Here is a 23,791-nt window from a genome sequence, read left to right on the forward strand (position 1 = left end):
TGAATTAATATGAAAAGTTTAAAATATATATATATCCTAATCACAGGAGCAATTTTCAATGTCTCTTGTAGTTTTGATGATCTTCAGCTGAAAAATCCGAACGATTTGACAGATGAAACTTTCTTTAAGAAAGAGGAGCAATTGCAATCTGCAGTTGATGCTATTTATGCCAATCTTCAAACAAGAGGATTGTACAATAGACACATGTTTTTCATGAATGATCTCATGTCTCAGGAATGTACAGGCAATCCGCAGCTAGAAGCTGATAAGTCGATTTACCCAACTTATTCGTTAAGTGCAGATCATGGTCCAACTTTTATGTATTGGGACAATTGTTACCGTGGTATCAATAAGGCGAATTTTGTTATAAACAACGAGGACAAATTCGAAAATGTAACAGATGCTTCTAAGAATAGAGCAATAGGAGAGGCCAAATTTATGCGTGCTTATTACTATTTTCTTTTGGTGAATAAATTTGGTGGGGTTCCGATTAATTTAGGGCCTTCAGAAGGTGAGCCAAGATCTACAGCTGCGCAAGTTTTTGATCAAATTATTTCAGATTTGACTGATGCAGCTGGTTTGTTACCGACTAAGGATAATACAGACCTTGGGCGCGCGACTCAGGGAGCTGCTTACGCTTTGTTGGGTAAAGCATATTTGTATACGGAACAATGGCAACCCGCAGTAGATGCATTTGAGAATGTAACCGGCTATAGCTTGGTAGCAGATCATTATGATAACTACTTGGAGGAGACTGAGTACAATGATGAATCTATATTTGAAGTAAGTTTTTCGGCTACATTTGGCAATGCGGATCAATGGGGTTCTATAGGTGATGGAATAAATGAAGTCAGCGTTAGAGGTCAGGAATATGGCTGGAATGATTGGTTCAATGTTTATCCAAGTGATTGGCTGTTGAACGAATTCGAAACTGGTGATCCTAGATATGTATCTACTTTTTATTCAAATGGTGAAACTTTTAATAATGGAACCATGACAGTTGCAATTCCTTTAGGTAGAACTGCCGCTTGGAAAAAGTACCAAAACTATTACAAGCAGGAGAATGAAAACATGGCTTCAGGAATTAATTTCCGTGTAATTAGATATGCTGATGTATTGTTGATGCAGGCTGAGGCTGAGAATGAGTTAGGTAACTCTGCTGAAGCGATAGCTTTATTGAATCAAGTAAGAGACAGAGTTGGCATGCCTAATTATGGTACTGCTGCAATGGACGCTACTTATCCAGTAGGAAACCAACAGCAAATCTTTAATGCCATTGTGCATGAAAGATGTGTCGAATTGGCTGGAGAGCAAGTGAGATTCAATGATATCGTACGATGGGGTATGGCTGCAACAGAATATGCAGGTACTGGTTTTAGAGAGGGAATTAGTGAATTGATACCAATTCCTAATCAAGAAATAATTAATAATGCCAATTTGACAAAAGCTGATCAAAATCCTGGTTATAATTAATAAAGATTAATAAAAGAGTGAAGGTCTAACCTTCACTCTTTTTTGTGTTAAAATATTTTTAGAGATTTGAAGAATACTCCAGCTTTTATTGGAGTATTCTTTGTTTAGTTATGTGAAGGTATTAGTTATGAGAGAAGGATTACTTAAGGTTTTATGTGCATTGTTAGTGGTATTATTTGGATCTTGTCAAAAAGAAACATCGCCTGATTCTAATTCAGAAACACAATACCTTTCGCTACCTCCGGTTAAAACGGGAATTGATTTTACCAATCTGCTGACTGAAACTGAAGAAGTCAATTATTTTACCTATCCCTATATCTATATGGGTGGTGGTGTAGCTATTGGCGATATCAACAACGACGGGCTTCAGGATTTATACTTCACAGCGAACATGGGCGATAATAAGCTCTACCTCAACAAGGGAGGAATGAAATTTGAAGACATAACTGAGCAGGCTGGTGTAGGAGGTGATGAGCGATGGGATACAGGAGTTACCATGGCAGATGTCAATGGTGATGGTTGGATGGATATCTATGTATCCGTATCTGGCAAATGGGCTTCAAACAAGAATCTACTTTACATCAACAATGGTGATATGACTTTCACCGAACAGGCAGAGGCTTACGGAATAGCCGATGCGGGTCGTAGTACTCAGGGTACATTCTTTGACTATGACAATGATGGTGATCTTGATCTATATGTGGCCAATTATCCAGCCACCAAGTTTGACTCTCCTAATTTTGTTTATAGTACCCACATGAAGATTGCCAAACATCAAACAAGCAATCACCTCTACCGCAACGATGGAGGAAAATTTACCGATGTTACCGAGGAAGCAGGCGTTCAAAGTTACAGTTTGTCACTAAGTGCAACTATTGGTGATTTTGACCAAAATGGTTTTCAGGACATTTATGTGTCCAATGATTTTGCCTCACCTGATTTTTTCTATTTTAATCAGGGAGATGGCACATTCTTAGAAAAAATTAAAGAAACAACCAGACACACGGCCTATTATGGTATGGGTGTAGATGTGGCTGATTTCAACAATGATGGTTTGTTGGATATTTGTCAGGTGGATATGGCACCTGCCGACAATTTTAGATCCAAGGCCAATATGGCGAGCATGAATCCACCTAAGTTTCATGATATGATAGCCAAAGGCTTGCATTATCAATACATGGAAAATGCCTTGCAGCTCAACCATGGGATTATGGACAATGGATTGCCGATATTTGGGGACGTTTCTAGAATGACTGGAACAGCTTTGACAGACTGGAGCTGGTCACCCTTGTTTTTGGATATGGACAATGATGGTGACAAGGATTTGCATATCACCAATGGGTCGAGAAGAGACATCAATAACAAAGACTATTTCAATCAGTTCGAGAAAAAATACTTTCCAGATGAAAAAAAGCCAACTCCATTGGAGATGACCTTGAATATGCCCACTTCTAAAATAAAGAATAATGCTTACTTGAATAATGGTTCACTCCGTTTCGAGGATGTAGCTACTCGTGCCGGTCTAGATTTTGAGGGCTATTCGAATGGTTCTGCCTATGCTGATTTGGACAATGATGGGGATTTGGATTTGGTTGTTAATAATATCGATGACCCAGCATCCATCTATCAAAATTCAGGGGCTAAAGGGAATTATCTGAGAATACAACTATTGGGTCCTAAAGGCAATCCAACTGCAATAGGAGCTAAAGTAAAGCTCTATCAAAATGATAAAATCCAATATGCTGAGAATCATGCGACTCGTGGCTTCCAATCTGCCTCTGAGCAAATGGTTCATTTTGGGATTGGAGATAATCAGCAAGTGGACAAGGTGGAGGTAACCTGGCTGGATGGAAAAGTCAGCATACTTGAAAACGTATCTGCTAATCAATTGATAAAATTGAAATATCAAGAGGCACAATTAGCCTCTGAAAAGTTGAGTACAAAACCAAATCCGATTTTTACGAAATCTGATATTTTGGACTTCAAGCATAAAGAAAATCAGTTTGATGATTTTCAGTTTGAGGTTTTATTGCCTCATGCCAACTCTAAATTCGGCCCTTGCATGGCGACAGGAGATTTAAACAATGATGGTTGGGATGATCTATTTATTGGAGGGTCAGCCGGGTTTTTAAGTTCTATTTATGTGCAAGATGGTAATGGGGGATTTGTAAAGCGAACGGTTCCTACAATAGAAAAAGACAGCCTTTATGAAGATATGGGTGCGCTCATATTTGATGCCAATGGAGATGGTTTCATGGATCTATATGTCGTCAGTGGAGGCAATGAATACGAAAAAGGAAGCGAATGGTATCAGGATAGATTGTATATTTCTGATGCTAATGGTAATTGGGTTCGATCAAATGACGGTCTTCCTAACATGACGGTCTCTGGTTCCAAAGTGAAGCCTTTCGATTTTGATCAGGATGGAGATTTGGATCTTTTGGTAGGGGGCAGATTAGTGCCTCGTACCTATCCGGATCCTGCCAAAACTACTTTGCTAAGAAATGATAGCGAGTCGGGTCAAGTGATATTTACGGATGTCACTTCCGAGTGGGCTTCTGATTTGACTTCTCTAGGTTTGGTTACTGATTTTGTATGGGTTGATTTTGATAAGGATGGTCAGCAAGATATAGTATTGGTGGGAGAGTGGATGCCAGTGACCTATCTGAAAAGGGAAGGTGATCAGTTTGTTGATCAAACTGAAAAATATGGAGACCCTAAGGCTTTAGGCTGGTTCTACTCAATATTGGCTGAAGATATGGATGATGACGGAGATGTTGATTTAGTAGCGGGTAATTTGGGAACCAATTATAAGTATCAGGCCTCTGAGGAAGAGACTTTTGATATCTATACAGATGATTTTGATGAAAATGGTCATCATGATATAGTTTTAGGTTACTACAGTGAGGGTACCCAGTTCCCAGTAAGAGGGCGTCAATGTTCTTCCGAGCAGATTCCTGCAATTAAAAAGAAATTTGAAAACTATAACAGCTTTGCTTCGGCCTCCTTGGGAGAAATCTACAATGACAAGGAATTAAAAACAGCTCGGATTCACTATCAGGTACCTTCTTTTGCCTCGGTCTACCTGAGCAATGAAGGCGAGGAGGGTTTTAAATCCCACCTCTTACCAGACAAAGTTCAGTTGTCATCAGTCAATTCCATATTGTGTGATGATTATGATGGAGATGGAAAGAAGGATCTGCTCATGGCTGGCAACTTGTATGCATCTGAGGTCGAGACCAAAAGAAATGATGCCTCGGTTGGTATGCTGTTGAAAGGTGATGGTGCTGGATCATTTACCCCATTAGCTTATAAGAGTTCTGGTTTTGCGACAAGTGGTGATTCCAAGTCTTTAGCCTCTATCAATACACCGAAGGGTCAAATGGTAATAGTTGTAAATAATAATGATCAATTGGACCTTTTTATCAAGAACTAATGTGGCTGTAAATGCTACAAAGATTAATGCTTGTAATAAGTGTGATTCTCAGTCCCTATAGAAATCTATTTTTTGCGAAGAGGGTGAAAGTTGATTTCTTGGGACTGTTTATTTTTTTCTCGTGACTTCTGTCAAACATCTGAATCCCACATCAGTCCGATAGGCGTGAACTTCTTCTTTTTCAAAGAGTGCATCAGCGCTAAAAGGAGTTTGAAAGCTGCCTCCAATAGCATATCCTTCCTGAACGATTTCCTTGACATTGCCATATAGATTGTAAAAACCCCTACTGTCAGGTTCAAAACTGTAAACGTAGGCTGGAACTTCTAGTGCAAATTCATCTCCAGATGGACCTTTTAAGTTTTTGTTGTATCCAATGTAGCTTCTTTTTTCGAAAATATAGGGTTTGGCAAAACGATTGGAAACTATATCATAGTCCAGAAATTCATAAGCCTTTTTGTCCAGTTTGTACGTTTTTTCTGAAATAGACGCAGCTGGATGGCCAGCCGCCTTTTTCCATTCTTCCAGGTTAGGAAGTCTTCCATGGTAGATGTACTTTCTCACCTCATATTGAAGTTTTTCTACTAAAAGTAAATTGAGCTGCTGAGCGCGCCATTCGCAGTATGCCTCGGCATTTTTATGCCTGACGCCTACTACGGGATAGAAGTAAAATTCAGGATTCTGAAAATAGTTGATTCGGAATTTGTTTTCTAGTTCTGGTTGATAAGCCTTGTCTTTGTACAAACCAGAATCTTTTTTGATATAAAAAAGAAACTCCTGATAGTCTATGTTTGTCACTTCAGTTTGATCAAGGAACTGCCCTGTTTCTATCGGAAGGGCGCCAGTAGGAATAAGATATATTTGTTTAATGAGGGGATTGTCCTTATTTGCTTCCCAAACATCAAATTTTCCCTCATAAAAAAGGTCTTGTTCGGAAGCTCGATTGCTTGCGTAGATCAGAAGATAGTTGTCTTCATCTTCTTTGTTATAAGTATAAAGGTTATTGGTATTAACCCCACAGCATCCCGGTTTTTCGCTTGTTGGATGTTTTTGTGCACTAAGTAGGTGGCTGTTGAATAGCCAAAATAAAGTCAACAAAACGTAGTACTTCATGAAAAACAATAAGGTTTTTGGATGTTAGCTGGTGAGCTAGTGCAAATTAGAATTTTCCCGACTTCTTGACAAGAAAGAGGGAGATTGATTGGATTATTTCATGATTTTGATTTCGATGTTTATTTCACATCTCTATTGCAATATCACTAACTCTTGGTTTTATCACTTAAGAAATCAATAGTATTTTCCATCTTTGCTGATATGAGCATTGCTTTAAATAATATCAGAACACACAAGGAATATATTTTGACCAATTATGGCGAAGTATTTGAATTCAGAGTGAAGGAAATTATTTCGCATGATGAATTCGTGCTTCAGGATATTCACACATTGGAGCAATACAATATGTCTGAGCTCATAGGCAGAGGCAAAGGCAAGGATTTTAGCATTTGGGAGCGGTAGAAGGAGTAATAGACTCTTTAGAATCATTCTCCTCTTTTAATTTTAGTAGTCTTTCCTCTTCCGCCTTTGTTACGATTTTTGCGATGATACCATCGGTTTCTTTCACAGATTCATGCAGTAGATTGAGCCAGTGTCCTAATTTGGTCGGAATAGACTCGCTGATATCAGCCTCTACTTGCATAATGTCAAATATTCCTAACATATTGGCAATCGGTCTGCGAAACTCGTGAGACTGAATAAACGCGATTTCTGCCAGTCTTTGTTGCTGGATGGCCAAAGTCTCTTCTGAGGTTTTGATTTCGGTGATGTCATAGCAGAAGCCATGCCACATGATACCTCCATCAATCATGCGCTCGGGAGTCGAAATATTTTGAACCCAGATGGATTGTCCTTCTGCGTTGGTCATGCGAAAATGAACATTCCAGGGTGCAAGGCTTTGAGCAGATTGTTCTTTGGATTGAATTACTTCCTGAAGGTCATCTTCATGAATTTGATTAAAAAACGGTTGGGCATCCAATCTGACCTCTTCTTGAACCAGTCCTAGTAGTTTAGACATACCTTCACTTACAAATGGGAAATAATGCATGCCGTCAAGGTTTACCTTGTACTGATAGGCAAACCCGGGTAGGTGAGAGGTGATATTGTCATATCTTCTGAGCAGGCGTAGCTTTTCCGCTTCAGCCAATTTGTGTTTGGTAATATCAAATTGAATATGAAGGATCTGAAATAGATTACCAGACTCGTCGAAAACAGGACTTACCAAAGTGCGAAACCAATAGATTTGACCATCCTTAGCCTGAACCTTGATATCATCTTGCCAGGTTTTACCCTCATTCAAGGTGTAAAGCATATTTTTCCAAAACTCCTTTGAATGATAATCATAGATGAACTCCCTATGTCGGCGACCAATTAACTCCTCGCGGGTGTATTTAGTAAACGAACAGAAGTTGTCGTTCACCATGATTATGTAGCCTTGCTGATCTGCTACCGAAAGTATGGCACTATCAGAAATAGTGTTAGATATACTTGTGCTGATTGTTTTTCCACCCAATAGATCGAAGTATTTCACCTCTTTGCCAATGCCTATGAGTAAGTGCTTGTTATCAATTTCTACTTCGCTAAAATCCCATTTGCTCCATCTTGGTGTTTTGTCGGTTTCAGAATCGACATTAAGTGCCATTACCAAGTGGTAGTCATTTTTTCTAATCAACTTCACCATTTTTCCCCCATCAATATTTGGATATTGAATCAAAGAATTGATTGGTGTGGGTAGGGTACTTTGACTAGGAAATAATGAAGACAAGTTCTGATTTAAAAATTCTATGTTCCCTTCATTATTGAGCACCATAATGAGTGTGCCTTGTGACTTTTCCAGCCACTCAGGGATACATTCTTGTATGCTATTATAGTGCTTCATTTCAGTTAATGTTGGTATGTTTCTTATATATTTCTCAGGCCATAAGAGATGTCTCTGGATTCTTTGATCGCATCGTTGGCCATGGCCAGTGTTTCTTCTAGAATCAATTGTTCTGAGTCATTTAGCTTTTCTTTAGTCTTGGACAGTAGACTCAGGTTCATACTAATCACAGTAAGCATCTGTGACAGACCATCATGGATTCTGTCGCCCACTTCCTTCAGCTCATTTTGGCTGTTGGAAGGTTCCGAACTCAAAATTGAAATGTCACTTCCAAATAGCTCGAATAGTTCCTGAATGGCTTTAAAAAGTAGATGATCATGGTTTTCATTATGATGGTTGTAAAGGTTGATCGCGACCACCGAATGATCATCTAGTTTCACAGGCAAACAAGCATATGAGGAGAATCCTACTTCGCTCATTTGGTCACTCCAGATAGGGAAATGTCTACAATTTGAGATGCTTCTACAGGAAATCAACTCCAGATTTTCCAGTGCAGATCTACATGGTCCCATATTGTCCAGTTTCAATAGCTCGTCAGCTGATATACCTGTATGAACCTTGTTTAAGGACTGACTAACGGCATCAAGAGGATCGTCATTTGATGGTCGATATGCAATCCAGGCCCAATCAAACCCAATTTGATTGACCAGGGTGTTACAATAACTATCAAGATGCCCCCAGTTAATACTGGAGGTGTCAATCATGTTTTTATTCAAATTTCCTGTTTCGTTCATCTTGGGTGATTTGTTTTATGCATAGGCTCCAACCCTTGTAATCATGGTGTTTAGAGCCTTTACTAATTGTCCTGGCTCAAATGGTTTTACCACATATTCATGAGCTCCTAGCGATTTTGCTTTTTCCCTCATTTCGGTATTTCCAACGGCACTCACCATTACTACTTTAGAGTTTAAGTGCTCATCCTGGATAGATCTGAGTATGTCTATTCCTAGCATGTCTGGAAGCACATTATCTAATGTAATTAATTCCGGCTCCAATTCAATGGCCATATCGATGGCTTGTTCACCGTTTTTTGCTTCACCAATTATCTTATGGCCTTCTTTGATTAATACGGTACGAATTACCGCTCTCATATACACTGAGTCATCTACAATTAATACTGTCATGTTATTAGCTGATAGGGTTGAGTTTAAAATTTATGGTAGAGATGATGCTTTTTTATGGCATCATCTAATACTTCTTTGACCGCACCTGGTTTAAATGGTTTGGATAGAAAACCTTCTGCATTGAGAGCACCGGCTCTTTCGTGCAGTAGATCATGATTCATGGCTGTTACCATGATTACAACGGCGTTTAACCCGTGAGAATGAATGTACTCCAATACTTCAATTCCTAACATATCTGGCAGTATGTTGTCAAGGGTTACAATGTCTGGGTTCAACTTGTGGACCAGTTCAATAGCGGTGATTCCATCGCCAGCTTCACCTACTATCTCATACCCTGCCTTACGGAGCTCGATACGAAGGAGCGATCGCATGTACAGAGAATCTTCCACTATTAATACTCTTTTCATAACTGATAATGGTTAGTTTATGCTGGTACTTTTTGTACGGCGTCTATTACATCATTGGCCGTAAAGGGCTTCACGATATACTTAAGGGCGCCTAGCTTCAATCCATCTGCTACCGTGGATTGCTGTCCTATCGCACTGATCATGATGACTTGCGCTTTTAGGTTCTCTTCTTTAATAATTTTCAGAATATCCAACCCCATCATATCTGGTAAGATATTGTCCAGTGTGATGATGTCTGGATTCATTTCAATTGCCATATCAATGGCCGCTTCGCCTGATTCTGCTTCTCCTATTATATCGTAACCAGCTTTGGACAATGCCAGACTGATTACTTTTCTAGAATAGCTTGAATCATCAACAATTAACACTGTCTTTTTCATAATTATTTACTTTACTATTTACTTTCTTTTTATAAATCCTTGTCGATTGGTCGTGGATATCAAATATGTCTATACTCTGATTTGGCATAGTGTCGTAGTAGCCTAAAATCAGATAACCATCTTCTTTAAGACATGACTCGAAAAAACTCAGGAGCCTAGTCTTCAACTCACCATCAAAGTAGATCAGAACATTTCTACAAAAGATGACATCAAATTTTCTGTCCATTTCGCATTCGACGAGGTTCTGCTGTTTGTACTCCACATTTTTTATATAATGCTGTTTGATACAAGCTCCAGATTCGCTAAAATTAAAAAAGTCTTCTAACTCACGATTAGGCATGAATTTTTTGAATGGTCTTCCATAGTTCCTCATCGAGGCGTTGGAATAGCAACCTGCCTTCGCTTTGCTAAGTGCCGTTCTACTCAAGTCTGAGGCTAATATTCTGCTTTTGTGTAATTGCCCGACTTCTTCTAAAACTATCGCCATTGTACACACTTCCTCTCCAGTCGAGCAGCCCGCATGCCATATGTCCAGATTATTTTTGAACTTGAACTGCGGTAGAATCTCGTTTTTGATCATCAACCAGGCATCAGGATTCCTAAAAAGTTCGGTTAGGTTAACTAATAGGTCATCGATACTATTGAGAAAGAACTCATCATCTTGAAGAACTTTTCCCCAAAGATCTGCCATGCCATTCATTCTGTGTTTGGTCATCAAACGCACAATTCCACGGCTCAGTGATTTGGATTCATAGTTGGTGAAATCCAAGTCATATCGCTTTTTCATAGCGATCATCATTGCTTTTACTTCTTCTTCAGTTACCATGTGCTAGGTTGTTGCTAAAATTGCTTTTCCATTTCTGTTCATGACCTTGTCTACAAAAGCCCCATTAAAAAACCAAAGTAGTTCTGGTTGAATGGCTAGATCGGGCATGTTTAGCTTGCTCTTTACCAGTATTTTAGCCTTTAAGCTTCCGGTTTCGTTGTTGATCAAGCCATCTATGTGATCGGCATGCACCGCTTGGATCTTCGGAACATCTCCAAACATATCTAAGCGAAAACAATCTGCGAAACAGGAAATGGTAGCAGCTGCCAGCACATTTTCTATTTCTTTAAGAAACTCAATCTTCATTTGATTGGAATCTTCCCCCTCCATGTCACCAATAAAACTATTGGCACATAGGTTTTCAATTTCTTTTTTGGTCAGCATCACGTAGTTGATCCCCGAAAGAGCACCGACCACTTCTGTTTTCAGCACTACCACCTTACCTTCTTCTTGTTTGCTATAATAACCTGATGGCTCAATCTCAAGAAAAGTATAAGTCGTATCAACTATCGTAGCATGAGATTGTAAGAATGCGGAAATCGAACTAGCTGTTTTGTTTAAACTGTCATTGATCACCGTTTTGATCTCGTTTTCTATGTCCAGGGTATTGCTCATATCATGATGCGTTTAAGTGTTCTTGAATTTTAAATTTAGAGGTATACAATATATCAGTGATGGACACTGCATCGACGATCATACATACATTCCCGTTGCCCATGATGGTCGTTCCGCTCAACAATCTGTTGTTGTCCAATGGCTTTGGCATTGGTTTTTCAATGATCTCTTTTTGCTGAAGTAGTTTGTCCACTACTATTCCGTAGTATCTATCCGCATAGGATACTACTATGACTTCAAACTTCTCATCTGATTCATATTGGTCAAATGTGTCATGTAGTTTTCCTTGATCATAGATTTCTGTGAAGTCCTGCATTTTTAGAAGGTCTTCGAAGAATACGATAGAAATGGTTTGTTTTAAATAGGACGACATCAACCCGATTCCCGCTTTGTGAATTTCGTGTTTGTGTAGTGAAATCACCGCTTCCGTATAACTCAAAGGAATGGCGTATTCTTGATCGCCCATCAAGTACATGAGCACCCCTTTGACCGCCATAGAAGCTGGGAGTTTCAGGCTGATAGTCGTTCCTTCTCCAACTTTCGTAAATACTTTTACTTGTCCACCGATCGATTCGGTAGATTTTTTGACTACATCCATTCCAACTCCTCTTCCTGATACCTCACTGACGGAGGCGGCATTAGAAAAGCCAGTCTCGAAGATGTACATGATTATTTCTTCTTCAGACAGCTGATTAACATACTCTTTTGAGATGATACCTTTCTGAAGTATTTTTTCTCTGATCTGATCTGCATCGATTCCTTTACCATCGTCGCTTACTTCGATGATCACATGATCTTTTTCATTTCTGGCACTCATGGTGATGGTGCCAATTTCTGGTTTACCCGAATTTTTTCTTTGAGCAGCATCTTCTATACCATGGCCTACTGCATTTCTCATCAGATGAACCATAGAGTCGCTCATGATTTTCAGGATGTTTCGGTCGATTTCTACCTCACTTCCTTTGATGACCAGATTGATTTCTTTGCCTTCGATATTTGCTACATCTCTGGCTACCCGATGGAACTTTGAAAATAGTGTACCAATCTGAACCAATCGCACATCCATCACCGAGTACTGCAAATCAGAGGTGATTCGTTGCAGACCAGCATATTCGGCATTTCGACCTTTTCCTAGATGAGAAGCAGCCATCAATCGGTCTCTTTCTATGATCAGCTGGCCAACTTGATTCATTAAGGCATCTAGCTTTCTGATAGGTACTTGAACCATATCAGCTACAGCTACCTTTTCCTGCAGGTCATCTACTAGAGAAGATTCATTTTCATATTCTACCTCGTCAATATTCAAATTTTGAATTGGACCCGAACCAACTTGATCATCTAAGAACTCCAGCACTGAATCTACATCGTCACTTGTAAGCTTCGGCCTGTCATCCTTGTCTGTTGCCTCATAGGATTCTTTTGTCAGGCTGATAAGCTCTTCATTATGATTTGTGGCGCTTTGTGGTTCAGGCACATTAGAGACGGCCTCTTCTTCTTTATGAATGGGTGGCTCCTCAGGAGTTGAATTACTTCGAAAGATTCCTTTGAACCAGTTACTAAGTCTATGAAAGAAAGTTAAAGAAACGGGCTCGTGCATTTTACCTCCGACTGCATGGGAGCCCGTTTCAACCTGGACAGTTTCTTGTTGATATTCAATATTTTCGGTTGGCTCTTCGTTTTCATCTACAGCAGCGGGTGTCTCTTCTGGAATCTCTGCTGTTTTCTGAGTTTCTTCTTGTTCTAATGCCGCTTCAGAATCATTAGCTGCCAGGGAGACTTTGTCCAATTCAATTCCTTTGGCCTCCCTTATAATTACCTCCAATTTAGTTTTAATCCCCTTGTGGCTGACCTTTTTATTCTCTTTGATGTTTTTGATCAGCTGGTTGATCTTATCACTGGCTTTGAAAAGGTGACTGAACAGGTTTTTGTTCATCTTCAATTCACCGGAATTGACTGTTTCGAATACTTCTTCAATAACATGGGCCACATCGGCTATGCCTTTGAAGTTCATACCCATGGCATTGCCTTTCAGGGTATGCGTAATTCTTAATATTTCGTTGATGGTCTCCTGATCATCAGTATTTGCTTCCAGTGCCGTTAATAATTCATCCAGCCTTTGGTGCATTTCTGAAGATTCGAAATAGAACATCTCCAAAATTTCAGCTTCTTCTTGTGGGGTCAACGAGAGATCCATAGTGAATTATAATAAGTGGTTTTTAATGTTATTTCCGATTGCATCCAGTGGCATGATTTTCTTTATGCAACCTGATTGGATGGCTTTTTGAGGCATCCCAAATACAACCGATGATTCACGGTCCTGGGCGATGGTGATTCCACCTACTCTGTATATATCCGTCATTCCTCTTGCACCGTCTTCGCCCATTCCCGTTAATATCACACCTAATGTCTTATTGCCATATACTTTGGCGGCAGACATCATCACAGAGTTCACTGAAGGATGATTGTATTCTGGATATACTTTTTCATCCAGAGCTACCTTCACTTTACTCTTTCCTTTTCTTTCTAAGGCAATGTTTTTATCTCCAGGGGCTATATATATGATTCCTGGTTCCAAGAACATTCCTATATCTGCCACTCTTACCCTTTGAGGCAGAATGTTATTTAACCGATCTGTAAATGAAGTGATGAAATTGCTAGGCATATGCTGAGCCACTACCACCGGAACCTTCAGTTTTTCGGGTAAAGCCTTCAATACTGATTCCAAGGCCCGCGGTCCTCCAGTAGAGGCACCAATGATGATGGCCTCTACTTGGGATGATTCTACCGCACTTTCATTTTTAGGTTGAGATCTTGTCGCCACGTCCATCTCATTTACATTGATGCTTGCAGCGAGTTTTACTTTTTTAACTATTTCTGAATCAATGCTTCGTAGTTTGGATAGACTTCCCTGTGGTTTGTTGAGGTAATCTATGGCTCCTAGTTTCAAAGAATTCATGATGGGATTGATATCGGTGTGACCAATGGCACTAAGCATCAGGATAGAGGTAGGGCAGTTTTTCATGATCTGCTCTACTCCATATAAGCCATCATATTTGGGCATCATCATATCCATCACCACTACCTTGGGGCGATGTGTTCTGGTGAGCTCGTAGGCTTCTTTTCCGTTGTTTGCTGTAGCTATCACTTTTATATTTTGGTCTACACTTAGGATACTTTTTATCAGTAGTTGCATGAATCCCGAATCATCGGCTATCAATACATCAATAGTTTCATGACTCATTTCTGTCCAGTCTTCACTTGCCTTATAATTTTGTCTTCAATTCTCCGATTTCCATCATTCGAAGGACATCGATCAGAATGATCATTCTGTCTTTTAAGTTGACCACTCCTTTGATCACAGTTTCGTCCATAGTGGAATACTGCATGATGCTGGATGATTTATCAATTTTGGAAGACATAACCGAAAGCGTATTGGGTACCTGATTGACGAGTACTCCGATATTGAACTCATCACTCTCGATCACCAATGTGAAGTTGTGACTAGATTCAGATTTTGCCCCTTTTTTCTTCAGACCAAACTTGGTTTCAAAATCCATGATCGAAATGACATGTCCTCTGATGTTGGCGATTCCTCTTACATAATCTGGTGTTTGAGGGACTGACGATATACGAGGGGTTACTACGATTTCTTTGATCTGATCAATGGGCAAGGCATATTCTTCCTCGCCCAATTGAAACACGATCAATTGAACTTTAACTCCTTCGTCAACTTGAACTTCATTTTCTTCCAGCTCAAGGACTTCTTCTTCGTTGTTCACTTTCATCTTGATTTAGTTTATTGGTTGAAAAGATCTATTAAAGGGACTTCAACGTGAACTTGGATACGCCACTTCTTAGCTGGTTGGCGATATCTGCAAGTCCTTGACTAGAAGAGTTAAATTCAGTCATACCATTGCTCAAATCTTTGGCTGATGTAGCGATTTCTTCAGTTCCTGAAGAGGTTTCCTCTGCTACTACCACGATTTTTTCAATGTTTTTCACCGTCTCGTCAATGCTGGTTTTTTGACCTTCCGATGCGCTTAGTACTTGTTCTGATAGGCTTAGGGTTTCAATAACTGATTCGTCAATTGCCACAAATACTGTTTCTGCTTCTTTTGAAGCTTCATTACCTGATTTCACGCTGCTACCCATTTCTCCGATGGCTTTGCCTGCTTGCATGATGTCTTTCTCTACGGCCTTGATTACTTTTTCAATATCGCCTGCGGATGTTCTTGAATCCTCTGCCAATTTTCTGATTTCCTCAGCTACAACGGCAAAACCTCTTCCTGCATCGCCTGCTCTTGCTGCCTCTATGGCTGCATTCAGTGCAAGCAGGTTGGTTTGTCCTGCTATATCTGTGATTACATTCAGTGTTCTGGCGATTTCTTCAGATCGCTGGGTCAATACCTCGATAGAATCTGAAGTGATGTCTGCTGATCTCTGGATTTCGGTCATGCTTTCTACCACCTTCTTGACAGTGCCTAGACCTTTTTTGGCATTTTCCTGACCTTTTTTGGCTGCCTCGTTGATCGACTTGGATTGCTCACCCACTGTTTCTGCAGATGTTCTTACGTTGTTGATCAATCTTGACGACTCGTCGATTTGAGCCGCCTGGTCATGAACCCCCTCGGCCATTTGACCGATCGCTGAAGCTACTTGTGCAGTAGTGCCTTGCATTTGATCACTTTTTACGAGCATTTGCTCTGAGCTAGATGCGATTAGATTGCTGCTTTCGTTGATATCGCCCAGGAGCTCATTCAGATTGGTCATGGCCGTAGTTAAACCATCAGCCATGGCTTTCACATCTCCTTTGCATTCGATATTAACCTCGGAGGTCAGATCCCCTTTGGCCATATCAGAAATGACCTTACTGATTTCCATAATAGGAATACCAATTCCTTCCAGAAGGCTGTTGATAGACTGAAGCAATTCCAATTCAGCTCCTGTAGCCTCATTATAATTTGCTCTTTCGCTCAAATTACCTTCCTCACTCACTGAAGTAACCACACGATTGAGTTCTTGCATGGCTTGCTTTTGCGCAGTGACATCTGTCGCAAATTTCACCACTTTATAAGGCTTGCCATTCATATCCATAATTGGGTTGTATGCAGCCTGCAGCCAAATTGTTTCACCTGACTTGGTGATGCGTTCAAACTCACCAGTCACATATTCACCACTATTTAGCTTATCCCAAAATGCAGCATAATCTGCTGAGCGTGCATAGGAGGGGTCACAGAAAATCTTGTGATGTTTACCTTCAATTTCATTAATGGAATATCCTACAGTTTTGAGGAAGTTTTCATTGGCTTTGACAATTGTGCCATCAAGATTGAATTCGATTACCGCTTGTGCCTTTCCTATAGCGGCCAATTGACCTTCGAAATCAGAGTTTTTAATTTTTTGCTCAGTGATGTCGCTGGCTATTTTTATCACCTTATAAACCTCACCATTGTTGTCTCGAACCGGAGTATAGCTGGCATTGATCCATATTTCTTCTCCACCATTTTTGAATCTTCTGAACTCACCGGACATGGTTTGTCCAGCAGCAAGGTTTTTCCAAAAATCTTTGTATTCTTTAGATTTAGCATATTCAGGATCACAAAACATTCTGTGATGATGCCCTATCATCTCTGATTTGTCATATCCCAAAGTATCAATCCAATTGTCATTTACGTTGAGAATAGTTCCATCTGGTTCGAATTCTATAGAGGCCCATGCTGTATCTACTGCAGACTTAATATTACCAGCGGCCAGAGTGTCTTCTCTTTGCTGGGTAATGTCTTTGATGAAGGCCGTGAAATAATACTCACCCTCCACTTCAACTTTGGATAACGAAAGATTTCCCCAAAATTTGGATCCATCCCTTCGTGTCATCTCAAGATCTCTACCTAACCCTACCACCTTGTTCTTTCCTGTCTTGATATTGTTGTCTACATACTTGTCATGGTTAGAACGATGCTCGGTGGGCACCAGCATTTTTACATTCTTTCCAATCACCTCTTCACGATCAAAACCGAACATTTTTTCGGCAGACTTATTCATGAAGGTTACATTCTTATCAGATTTCATCATGATGATGGAATCCACCGCCATTTCCAATGACGATAAAATGGTGTTGTAATTTTGGTTGGCGTCTTTCAGCTGTTCTGTAAGCTGCTCTAAAGACGCATGGCCGTTGGTCTCTTCGGCTACTCCATTTTTCGAAGCTTTGGGTTTGATAGTTTTGGTGCTCATGTAGCTAGTGTTTTTGAGTTTATTTAATCACTGTGGTTATTAACAATAAGTCGGAACTTACAAGTAGGGAGATTTCAATATCAGCCCCCTTAATTTTAAATACTATTCAAAGCTATAGGGGATGGGTACAATTGTAAATAGCGCATATGGCCTAAATTGAATAGGTAATATCACCTATGGCTATACCGGATTCTGGGTATATATGTCTTGAAAACCTTCGTTATAGTCGTTTTTTGAAGGGTTTTTAGCTTTGTTTGCTTTTGTGTATATTTAATGGACTAAGCATAACACACCCACACGAGATATATGATTAAGGTACTAATAGCCGATGACCACAGCCTGATCCGAAAAGGAGTTAAAACATTGTTGTCTAACAATGGTCAAGTATCAATAATAGGGGAATCTACTGATGGATATGAAACATTAGAAGAGGTAAGGAAGTTGAAGCCAGATGTGTTGATTACGGATATTTCCATGCCAGGATTAACGGGTATAGAGATTACCAAAAAGATAGTTGAAGAGAAATTGGATACTCGGGTTTTGATTTTGACTACTTATTTTGATGAAGAATACATCATGGATTCATATGAAGCGGGTGCATCTGGTTATTTGCCCAAAACCTCGAGTGAGGATCAGATTTTAGCCGCTCTATTGAAAATCAATAGTCAAGAGACTTATTATTCTGAGGAAGTAATGGAAGTCCTAAGTAAATCGATTTTTAATAAATCTAAAAGGGAGAAAGATCCGAAACCAAGCCTAACCGAAAGAGAAACGGAGATGCTAAAAGAGTTGGTGGAAGGAAGTACCAACAAAGAAATAGCTTCCAAATTTTTTATCAGCACACGTACAGTGGATGCCCATCGCCGTAACATCATGAAAAAGCTGAATGTGAACAACAGTGCTCAGCTAGTGAAATACAGTATAGAAAATAAATTGGTTTAGTTAACTGGGTACTGCTAGAACGCGTTCGATTTCTCTAATCAACTCATCCATGTTGAAGGGTTTTGGAACTACGCCTTTGAAACCATATTTTTCATAATTGGCCATAGCAGGATCCTCAGCGTATCCACTCGACACGATGGCTTTTACTTCAGGGTTGATGGCTTTTAATGAATTGATAACGTCTTTGCCTCCTTTGCCTCCAGGTATAGTCAAGTCCATGATCACCAAGTCATAGCTTTGTTTTTTTGATTCTGCACTTTCAAAAGCTTTGATGGCTTCATCTCCGTTAAAAGTTAGGTCTACCTTGAAACCCTGCAGTTCTAAAATTCGCCCTACAGCCTTTAGGATAATTTCCTGATCATCCATTACTAATACTCTGATGCCCGGTTTCATTTTCGGGGCTGATTTAGCGTTTGATTTTTTAGGTATAGTTGATGCCTCTGATGCTGGGATGTATACGGTAAAAGTACTTCCTATACCTTGTTCAGATTCTACATTGATATGCCCACCATGCCTATTGATAATCGAAAAGCTGGAAGTTAGTCCTAATCCTGAACCTTCTTTTTTGGTGGTGAAATAAGGGTCAAATACCTGATCAAGTTTGTTTTGAGGAATGCCATTGCCGCTGTCTTTGAATTGGATTTTGATGTAGCGACCCGGGTTTAGGTTAGAAATGGTTTGATGTTTCGTTTCATAATTTTCCATTTTTATCTTGAGCTGTCCACCATTAGTCATGGCTTGTTTGGCATTGATGGTCAGATTGGAAAAAACTTGTTGCATCTGCCCTCTATCTACTTTGGTGTTCCACAGGGGCAGATGAATTTCAAAGTTAACTTTGACTCTACTTCCTGAAAGATCGAATTGAACTACGTCTTTGACCAGTTTTGAGATTTCGGTATCCTCTTTGATCGGTTCTCCACCTTTGGAAAAAGTAAGTAATTGATTAGTCAGGGATTTGGCTCTGCCCATGGCATGCATGGCCTCACCGAGATATAAGTGTGCCTCGTCCTTTTCAGATAGTTTTTCTCTAATGATCGATAAATTGGCAAAAACTCCTACTAATATGTTGTTAAAGTCATGAGCAATTCCCCCTGCTAATAGCCCCACACTGTTTAGTCTATCAATTTTTCGAAGACTGTCTTCAGCTTCTTTAATCATGGTGATGTCATCACTGATCGAGATCCAGGTCTTGCCGAATTTGGGATGATCAAATGTGGAAATAGTTAGACGGCTATGGAACTCATTTTGGTCCTTGCGTTTGTTTAGCGCTTCACCTTTCCAATTGCCTCTTTTTTCCAGTGCCTCTAAGATTCCTTTATATTTTCTTTCCAAAGCCTTGTCGTTCACACAAAAGAAATCTCTCATATTCATCCCAAGCGCTTCTCTTTGTATGTAGCCAAACAACTTTTCAAATTTTGCATTGGTATATAATAGCATGTGATCGTCCGCACTTACGATCATCACACACTCCTCCATGTTTTCAAGTACCTCACTGTGGAAATATAGATTGTCCTCAATGAATTTTCTTTCGGTGATATCCTGTATCATCGCTACACAGGTTTGATTAGTCTCAACTCCCGGCATAACCGAAGAAGCATGTATTTCAGTCCAAATAGACCCTTTGGTTGGGCTGATGAATCTGACTTCCAAATTGAACTCTTTGATGGATCGTTCCTGTATTAGGTTTAACTTCTCCTCCAGTTTTTTAAAGTCGTGTGGGATGACAAAGTCTTCCAACGTGTAGCTGAGGAAATGATTAGCTTCGATATTTAACATGCGGCAAAACTTATTGTTTACCTGAAGTAGGTGGCCAGTTTTAAGTTGGATCAGGGCAACTCCAACTGCAGCTTGTTCAAAAATGCTCTGAAACATACTTTGGATCTGCATGATACTTTGCTCCTCTCTATAATTGGTGAGCACTCGACTGAGCAAATGGGCAGAGGCATCCATGATTTTAATATCCCTTTCATTTGGTTTTTTTCTGATTTCAGAAAATATCTCCAAAACACCTAGTAAAGTTCCAGAAGAGTCTTGCAGAGGGGTGGACCAAATTGCTACAAATCCTGCCTGCTTCATGTGAGATTCCAAACCTTGATAGCTTTTATTAAATAAATCCTGTCCAATGGCTATGGAATTCTCATTACGAATGATTTCCGGATTGCTTTCTTCTATGGATTTGAAATTTTCAACAATGGCTTTTCTGAAATCTTCATTCAGATTGGTTGCAACTACCTCGCAATTTTGTCCAGAGTGGTGGTAGTCGAGATATCCGATTGCCGCTTGTAAATTGTCTGATAATCGTGCCAAGCTATGGATGTAGTATTCTAAGGTGTTCTGAATGGGTGCCGCTCCTGCGAGAGATTTAAGAAGTTCATTGTCCAGTTCTATAAAGAGCTCTCGATCTCTTCGTTCTGTGACATCAGATAATGTGCCGACTACTCTGGTTATTTTTTGATGTCTATCATAAATGGCATCTCCTTTTAGATGATACCAATAGAATTCATCATCTCTTTTGAATTTGAGCTCAAGATCAAGTTTTTGCCCTTTAAATATTCCTCTTATTGCAGTTTTGAATTCCTCCGATTGGGATTCGTGTGGCAGTTGTAAGAATACTTTTGCCCGAATGATTTGATCCGTATGGCTTTCAATATCAAGTAACTTTAGACAATTATTGGAAAGGTAGATTGATCTTGCCCTAATATCCCAATCCCAAATACCTTCCTCCAGTGCTTCTTCGATTAGGTTTCTTCGGTCATTGAGCAAGATTAGTTTGTCTTCTATTTCTTTTCTTTCGAGCAGCTCTTGCTTTAGCCTACGGCTTGTTTTCTGATCCTTTTTAAGAAAGAGGTGATACATCCAACTCCCTATTAAGAAAAGAGTGGCCAGAGTGATATAGTAAATTTCGTTTAGATTGAATAGTCCAACAGACATAGTCAATAGCCTTGCTGGAATTGTAGTTTTGATGGACATGAGGATTCCGGCCAGAAGGAATACAAACCAAAGGTTGGTTTCATCAGATTTTCTAATGTGAATCAAGATCAGGTATACTGATATCAAAAAACACAGAATCGTAAGTGTAGAGACGAATGTGGTCATGTGGGTCGGAAAAAGAAGCTGATGAACCAATAAGATAGCGAATCACGGTGAAAAAAAGAACGGTCGGTTTCCGATCCAAATAAAAAAACCGATCATTCCTGATGCAAATCATCAAATGACCGGTTTAGTGAATAGTCCTGAGACTATGGTGTGTTATAAGTCTCTAAACTTTGACTTTACATATCGTTTTCATTTTGGGACTGGCAAGAGGCGTATAAGTCAGAATACATGCAACTCATCAACGATTCAGAAATCATATTGATTTCGAAGCTCGTGGCACTTACAATCAACTTCTTTTCTTGCCATCCTGTATCAGACATTTTAAATTCAGACTGCCCTTTTTGTATGGTGAAGTTGGTTGCCTTTTCCTGATACCAACCGGGCCCAAAAGCTACCGTATATTGAAACTGGACGGTAATGGGCTTACCTGAGATGTGAATCGTTCTTTCCATGTCTAGCTGAATTTTATTTGTCTTTGCATCAATTGCTGTTTTTTTGTTTATCAACTGATGCTCTACCCATTCACTCGTCTTCTCATTCCATTCGTCCTGGGCCATCCGAATAGAGGTTATTTTCTGAAATTGGTAGACTCCATCCACTTCTTTCAGTTGTGCGCTGGCCTGTAGACTCCCTAGCAGGGCAAGCACGAATAGTACTTTTTTCATAACTGGTTGTACCAAAGTTAGATTAAGGTGGGGTTGAAATCTTCGGGTGGAATACCCATTTATTTTTTTAGGAAAAATTCCTAGGGCATAAAAAAAGCACCTGATCTATCTCGATCAGGTGCTTTTAAATAGTGTTTTCTTGAGGTTTAACCCTCCATTTCTTCTAGCTCTTTTCCTTTGGTCTCATATACATACTTGATCACAAAGAAGATGGAAATAATAGCACCTACCGTGTACAAGCTATAAGCAACCGCCAGACCTGCTGATCCCAAAATCATTGGGAATGTCAGGGTTACGAGGAAGTTAGATCCCCATTGGGCCAAACCAGCAATTGCCAGACCCAAACCTCTGATTTGGTTCGGAAACATCTCGCCGAGCATTACCCACATTACAGGACCCCATGATGCATTAAAAAATACTACATAAAGGTTAGCAGCTATCAATGCCAGCATACCCATAGAGTCACTCAGTTGGAGTGTAGTATCGCCTGTTTCAGGGTTTGTCACCAGGGATCCAGAAGTGAAAGCTACCACTACTAGTGCCAATGTGATACTCATACCTACGGAACCGATAACCAAAAGTGGCTTACGACCCACTTTGTCCACCAATACCAATGCAGCTGCAACAGCTCCAATACTCAAAGCACCAGAAACAACGTTGATGAGTAGTGCGTCGTTTTCTCCAAAACCTACCGCCTGCCATAGCACTGAACCATAGTAGAAGACTACATTGATACCAACAAACTGTTGGAATGAGGCCAATCCAATTCCAATCCATACGATCGGCTTGATTCTACCCAAAGTCTTGTCATAAAGATCTGACCAGCTTGGCTTGTGATGATCTTTGGCTAATGAAGCGTCAATCTCGTCTACTTTGCGTTGTCCGACTACAGCTCCATATAATCTGCTCAGTACTTTTACTGCTTTATCATTTTTTTGTTTAGCCACAAGATAACGAGGGCTTTCAGGGATGAATAGGAGAGAGATCAGGAAGACCGCAGCTGGGAAAAGCTCCATCCAAAACATCCATCTCCATGTCTGGTAATCCAACCAAAGAATGTTCTCTGCTGAACCAGATATGTCTGCCAATAGGTAGTTACTTAAAAAGGACATGAAAAGTCCAAAGATGATAGCTACTTGCTGTACGGTAGCCAATGCTCCTCTAAATCTAGCTGGAGCGATCTCTGCGATATAGGCAGGAGCCATCACTGAGGCAGCACCTACTGCTAGTCCACCGATGATTCTGTAGACGATGAATTCAGGTGAGGTAGTTGCGATACCTGATCCCCAGGCAGAAATGATAAAAAATATCGCTGATAGAATGAGCATGGAACGACGACCATATGCGTCGGCCAATTTACCAGCAAAGAAGGCACCCACAGCACAGCCAAGAAGCATAGAGGCTACATTGAAACCGCTACCGATGTCTTCTGCATTAAACGCCGATTCTAAACCTTTGACAGTTCCGTTGATCACACCACTGTCGAACCCAAATAGGAACCCACCTAAAGTGGCTACCAGGGTAATCCCTATCACATAGAGATTGTTTACTTTTTCTTCTGTTTTCAAAATGATTTTAGTTTTTAGTCTTAGTAATTCATTCACCTGCCGTCTGCAGATATTGTTGATCACATTAGGAGGATGGGGGAAGTTTAGTAGAGTTTT

19 protein-coding genes are annotated in these 23,791 nt (G+C 40.0%); 4 read left to right on the plus strand and 15 right to left on the minus strand.

The features are described from left to right. The first annotated feature begins 9 nt into the window (after positions 1-9). Entirely contained in the window at positions 10-1,473 is a 1,464-nt protein-coding gene (locus N7U62_RS00870; RefSeq protein ID WP_264135983.1) for a RagB/SusD family nutrient uptake outer membrane protein, read from the plus strand. Positions 1,474-1,600: 127 nt separating this feature from the next. Then, on the plus strand, positions 1,601-4,909 hold the full coding sequence (locus tag N7U62_RS00875) for a VCBS repeat-containing protein (RefSeq protein ID WP_264135984.1): 3,309 nt from the start codon (positions 1,601-1,603) through the stop codon (positions 4,907-4,909). Positions 4,910-5,017: 108 nt separating this feature from the next. Here the strand turns inward: N7U62_RS00875 and N7U62_RS00880 are convergent, their stop codons facing one another. Further along, complete coding sequence (locus tag N7U62_RS00880) at positions 5,018-6,019, minus strand: formylglycine-generating enzyme family protein (protein WP_264135985.1); 1,002 nt, start codon at positions 6,017-6,019, stop codon at positions 5,018-5,020. Positions 6,020-6,220: 201 nt separating this feature from the next. Here N7U62_RS00880 and N7U62_RS00885 point away from each other — a divergent pair, with 201 nt between their 5' ends. Continuing rightward, complete coding sequence (locus N7U62_RS00885) at positions 6,221-6,421, plus strand: hypothetical protein (protein ID WP_264135986.1); 201 nt, start codon at positions 6,221-6,223, stop codon at positions 6,419-6,421. Here N7U62_RS00885 and N7U62_RS00890 read toward each other — a convergent pair. From N7U62_RS00890 to N7U62_RS00940, 11 genes are read right to left on the minus strand one after another with little or no spacing between them, the layout of a single operon-like run. After that, the gene (locus N7U62_RS00890) at positions 6,402-7,838 is read right to left on the minus strand and encodes a PAS domain-containing protein (protein WP_264135987.1); all 1,437 of its coding nucleotides are present in this window, start codon (positions 7,836-7,838) and stop codon (positions 6,402-6,404) included. The two genes, N7U62_RS00885 and N7U62_RS00890, sit on opposite strands and share 20 nt — an antisense overlap. A gap of 23 nt (positions 7,839-7,861) precedes the next feature. After that, entirely contained in the window at positions 7,862-8,572 is a 711-nt protein-coding gene (locus N7U62_RS00895) for a sensor histidine kinase (protein WP_264135988.1), read from the minus strand. A gap of 15 nt (positions 8,573-8,587) precedes the next feature. Continuing rightward, the gene (locus N7U62_RS00900; protein WP_264135989.1) at positions 8,588-8,962 is read right to left on the minus strand and encodes a response regulator; all 375 of its coding nucleotides are present in this window, start codon (positions 8,960-8,962) and stop codon (positions 8,588-8,590) included. Between the two features lie 23 nt (positions 8,963-8,985). Beyond that, positions 8,986-9,369, minus strand: coding sequence for a response regulator (locus tag N7U62_RS00905; RefSeq protein WP_264135990.1), 384 nt, complete (start codon positions 9,367-9,369; stop codon positions 8,986-8,988). Between the two features lie 17 nt (positions 9,370-9,386). Then, positions 9,387-9,749, minus strand: a complete 363-nt coding sequence (locus N7U62_RS00910) for a response regulator (protein ID WP_264135991.1) — start codon at positions 9,747-9,749, stop codon at positions 9,387-9,389. Next, entirely contained in the window at positions 9,724-10,575 is an 852-nt protein-coding gene (locus tag N7U62_RS00915) for a CheR family methyltransferase (protein ID WP_264135992.1), read from the minus strand. Before N7U62_RS00915 ends, N7U62_RS00910 begins: the two co-directional genes overlap by 26 nt. Before the next feature lie 3 nt (positions 10,576-10,578). Further along, positions 10,579-11,190 (minus strand): hypothetical protein, encoded by a 612-nt coding sequence (locus N7U62_RS00920; protein ID WP_264135993.1) that lies wholly within the window; start codon positions 11,188-11,190, stop codon positions 10,579-10,581. Between the two features lies 1 nt (position 11,191). Then, positions 11,192-13,384, minus strand: coding sequence for a chemotaxis protein CheA (locus tag N7U62_RS00925; protein ID WP_264135994.1), 2,193 nt, complete (start codon positions 13,382-13,384; stop codon positions 11,192-11,194). Between the two features lie 6 nt (positions 13,385-13,390). Next, positions 13,391-14,431, minus strand: a complete 1,041-nt coding sequence (gene cheB / locus N7U62_RS00930; protein WP_264135995.1) for a chemotaxis-specific protein-glutamate methyltransferase CheB — start codon at positions 14,429-14,431, stop codon at positions 13,391-13,393. A gap of 22 nt (positions 14,432-14,453) precedes the next feature. Then, positions 14,454-14,975 carry a chemotaxis protein CheW gene (locus N7U62_RS00935; protein WP_264135996.1) on the minus strand — a complete coding sequence of 174 codons (522 nt, stop codon included), beginning with the start codon at positions 14,973-14,975 and terminating at the stop codon, positions 14,454-14,456. 31 nt (positions 14,976-15,006) lie between these two features. Beyond that, positions 15,007-17,424, minus strand: a complete 2,418-nt coding sequence (locus N7U62_RS00940) for a PAS domain S-box protein (protein ID WP_264135997.1) — start codon at positions 17,422-17,424, stop codon at positions 15,007-15,009. Between the two features lie 306 nt (positions 17,425-17,730). Here N7U62_RS00940 and N7U62_RS00945 point away from each other — a divergent pair, with 306 nt between their 5' ends. Then, a complete protein-coding gene (locus tag N7U62_RS00945) occupies positions 17,731-18,366 on the plus strand; it encodes a response regulator (RefSeq protein WP_264135998.1) in 636 nt (211 codons plus the stop codon). On the opposite strand, the gene N7U62_RS00950 is transcribed toward N7U62_RS00945, so the two are convergent. The 3 genes from N7U62_RS00950 to N7U62_RS00960 form a co-directional block, all read right to left on the minus strand. Continuing rightward, entirely contained in the window at positions 18,367-21,462 is a 3,096-nt protein-coding gene (locus tag N7U62_RS00950; protein ID WP_264135999.1) for a hybrid sensor histidine kinase/response regulator, read from the minus strand. 176 nt (positions 21,463-21,638) lie between these two features. Continuing rightward, entirely contained in the window at positions 21,639-22,127 is a 489-nt protein-coding gene (locus N7U62_RS00955) for a hypothetical protein (RefSeq protein ID WP_264136000.1), read from the minus strand. A 146-nt stretch (positions 22,128-22,273) separates the two neighbouring features. Further along, on the minus strand, positions 22,274-23,695 hold the full coding sequence (locus N7U62_RS00960; RefSeq protein ID WP_444875402.1) for a sugar porter family MFS transporter: 1,422 nt from the start codon (positions 23,693-23,695) through the stop codon (positions 22,274-22,276). Positions 23,696-23,791: the final 96 nt, after the last annotated feature.

The sequence above is a fragment of the Reichenbachiella ulvae genome (assembly GCF_025833875.1).
Taxonomy (GTDB): Bacteria; Bacteroidota; Bacteroidia; order Cytophagales; family Cyclobacteriaceae; genus Reichenbachiella; species Reichenbachiella ulvae.

Excerpts from the sequence above, each read along its gene's own strand:
- N7U62_RS00900 (WP_264135989.1), bottom strand. The coding sequence starts at position 8,962 with ATGACAGTATTAATTGTAGATGACTCAGTGTATATGAGAGCGGTAATT.
- N7U62_RS00925 (WP_264135994.1), bottom strand. The coding sequence starts at position 13,384 with ATGGATCTCTCGTTGACCCCACAAGAAGAAGCTGAAATTTTGGAGATG.
- N7U62_RS00955 (WP_264136000.1), bottom strand. The coding sequence starts at position 22,127 with ATGAAAAAAGTACTATTCGTGCTTGCCCTGCTAGGGAGTCTACAGGCC.
- N7U62_RS00940 (WP_264135997.1), bottom strand. The coding sequence starts at position 17,424 with ATGAGCACCAAAACTATCAAACCCAAAGCTTCGAAAAATGGAGTAGCC.
- N7U62_RS00920 (WP_264135993.1), bottom strand. The coding sequence starts at position 11,190 with ATGAGCAATACCCTGGACATAGAAAACGAGATCAAAACGGTGATCAAT.
- N7U62_RS00880 (WP_264135985.1), bottom strand. The coding sequence starts at position 6,019 with ATGAAGTACTACGTTTTGTTGACTTTATTTTGGCTATTCAACAGCCAC.
- N7U62_RS00890 (WP_264135987.1), bottom strand. The coding sequence starts at position 7,838 with ATGAAGCACTATAATAGCATACAAGAATGTATCCCTGAGTGGCTGGAA.
- N7U62_RS00905 (WP_264135990.1), bottom strand. The coding sequence starts at position 9,369 with ATGAAAAGAGTATTAATAGTGGAAGATTCTCTGTACATGCGATCGCTC.
- N7U62_RS00870 (WP_264135983.1), top strand. The coding sequence starts at position 10 with ATGAAAAGTTTAAAATATATATATATCCTAATCACAGGAGCAATTTTC.
- N7U62_RS00875 (WP_264135984.1), top strand. The coding sequence starts at position 1,601 with ATGAGAGAAGGATTACTTAAGGTTTTATGTGCATTGTTAGTGGTATTA.
- N7U62_RS00895 (WP_264135988.1), bottom strand. The coding sequence starts at position 8,572 with ATGAACGAAACAGGAAATTTGAATAAAAACATGATTGACACCTCCAGT.
- N7U62_RS00935 (WP_264135996.1), bottom strand. The coding sequence starts at position 14,975 with ATGAAAGTGAACAACGAAGAAGAAGTCCTTGAGCTGGAAGAAAATGAA.
- N7U62_RS00910 (WP_264135991.1), bottom strand. The coding sequence starts at position 9,749 with ATGAAAAAGACAGTGTTAATTGTTGATGATTCAAGCTATTCTAGAAAA.
- N7U62_RS00945 (WP_264135998.1), top strand. The coding sequence starts at position 17,731 with ATGATTAAGGTACTAATAGCCGATGACCACAGCCTGATCCGAAAAGGA.
- cheB (WP_264135995.1), bottom strand. The coding sequence starts at position 14,431 with ATGAGTCATGAAACTATTGATGTATTGATAGCCGATGATTCGGGATTC.
- N7U62_RS00885 (WP_264135986.1), top strand. The coding sequence starts at position 6,221 with ATGAGCATTGCTTTAAATAATATCAGAACACACAAGGAATATATTTTG.
- N7U62_RS00915 (WP_264135992.1), bottom strand. The coding sequence starts at position 10,575 with ATGGTAACTGAAGAAGAAGTAAAAGCAATGATGATCGCTATGAAAAAG.
- N7U62_RS00950 (WP_264135999.1), bottom strand. The coding sequence starts at position 21,462 with ATGACCACATTCGTCTCTACACTTACGATTCTGTGTTTTTTGATATCA.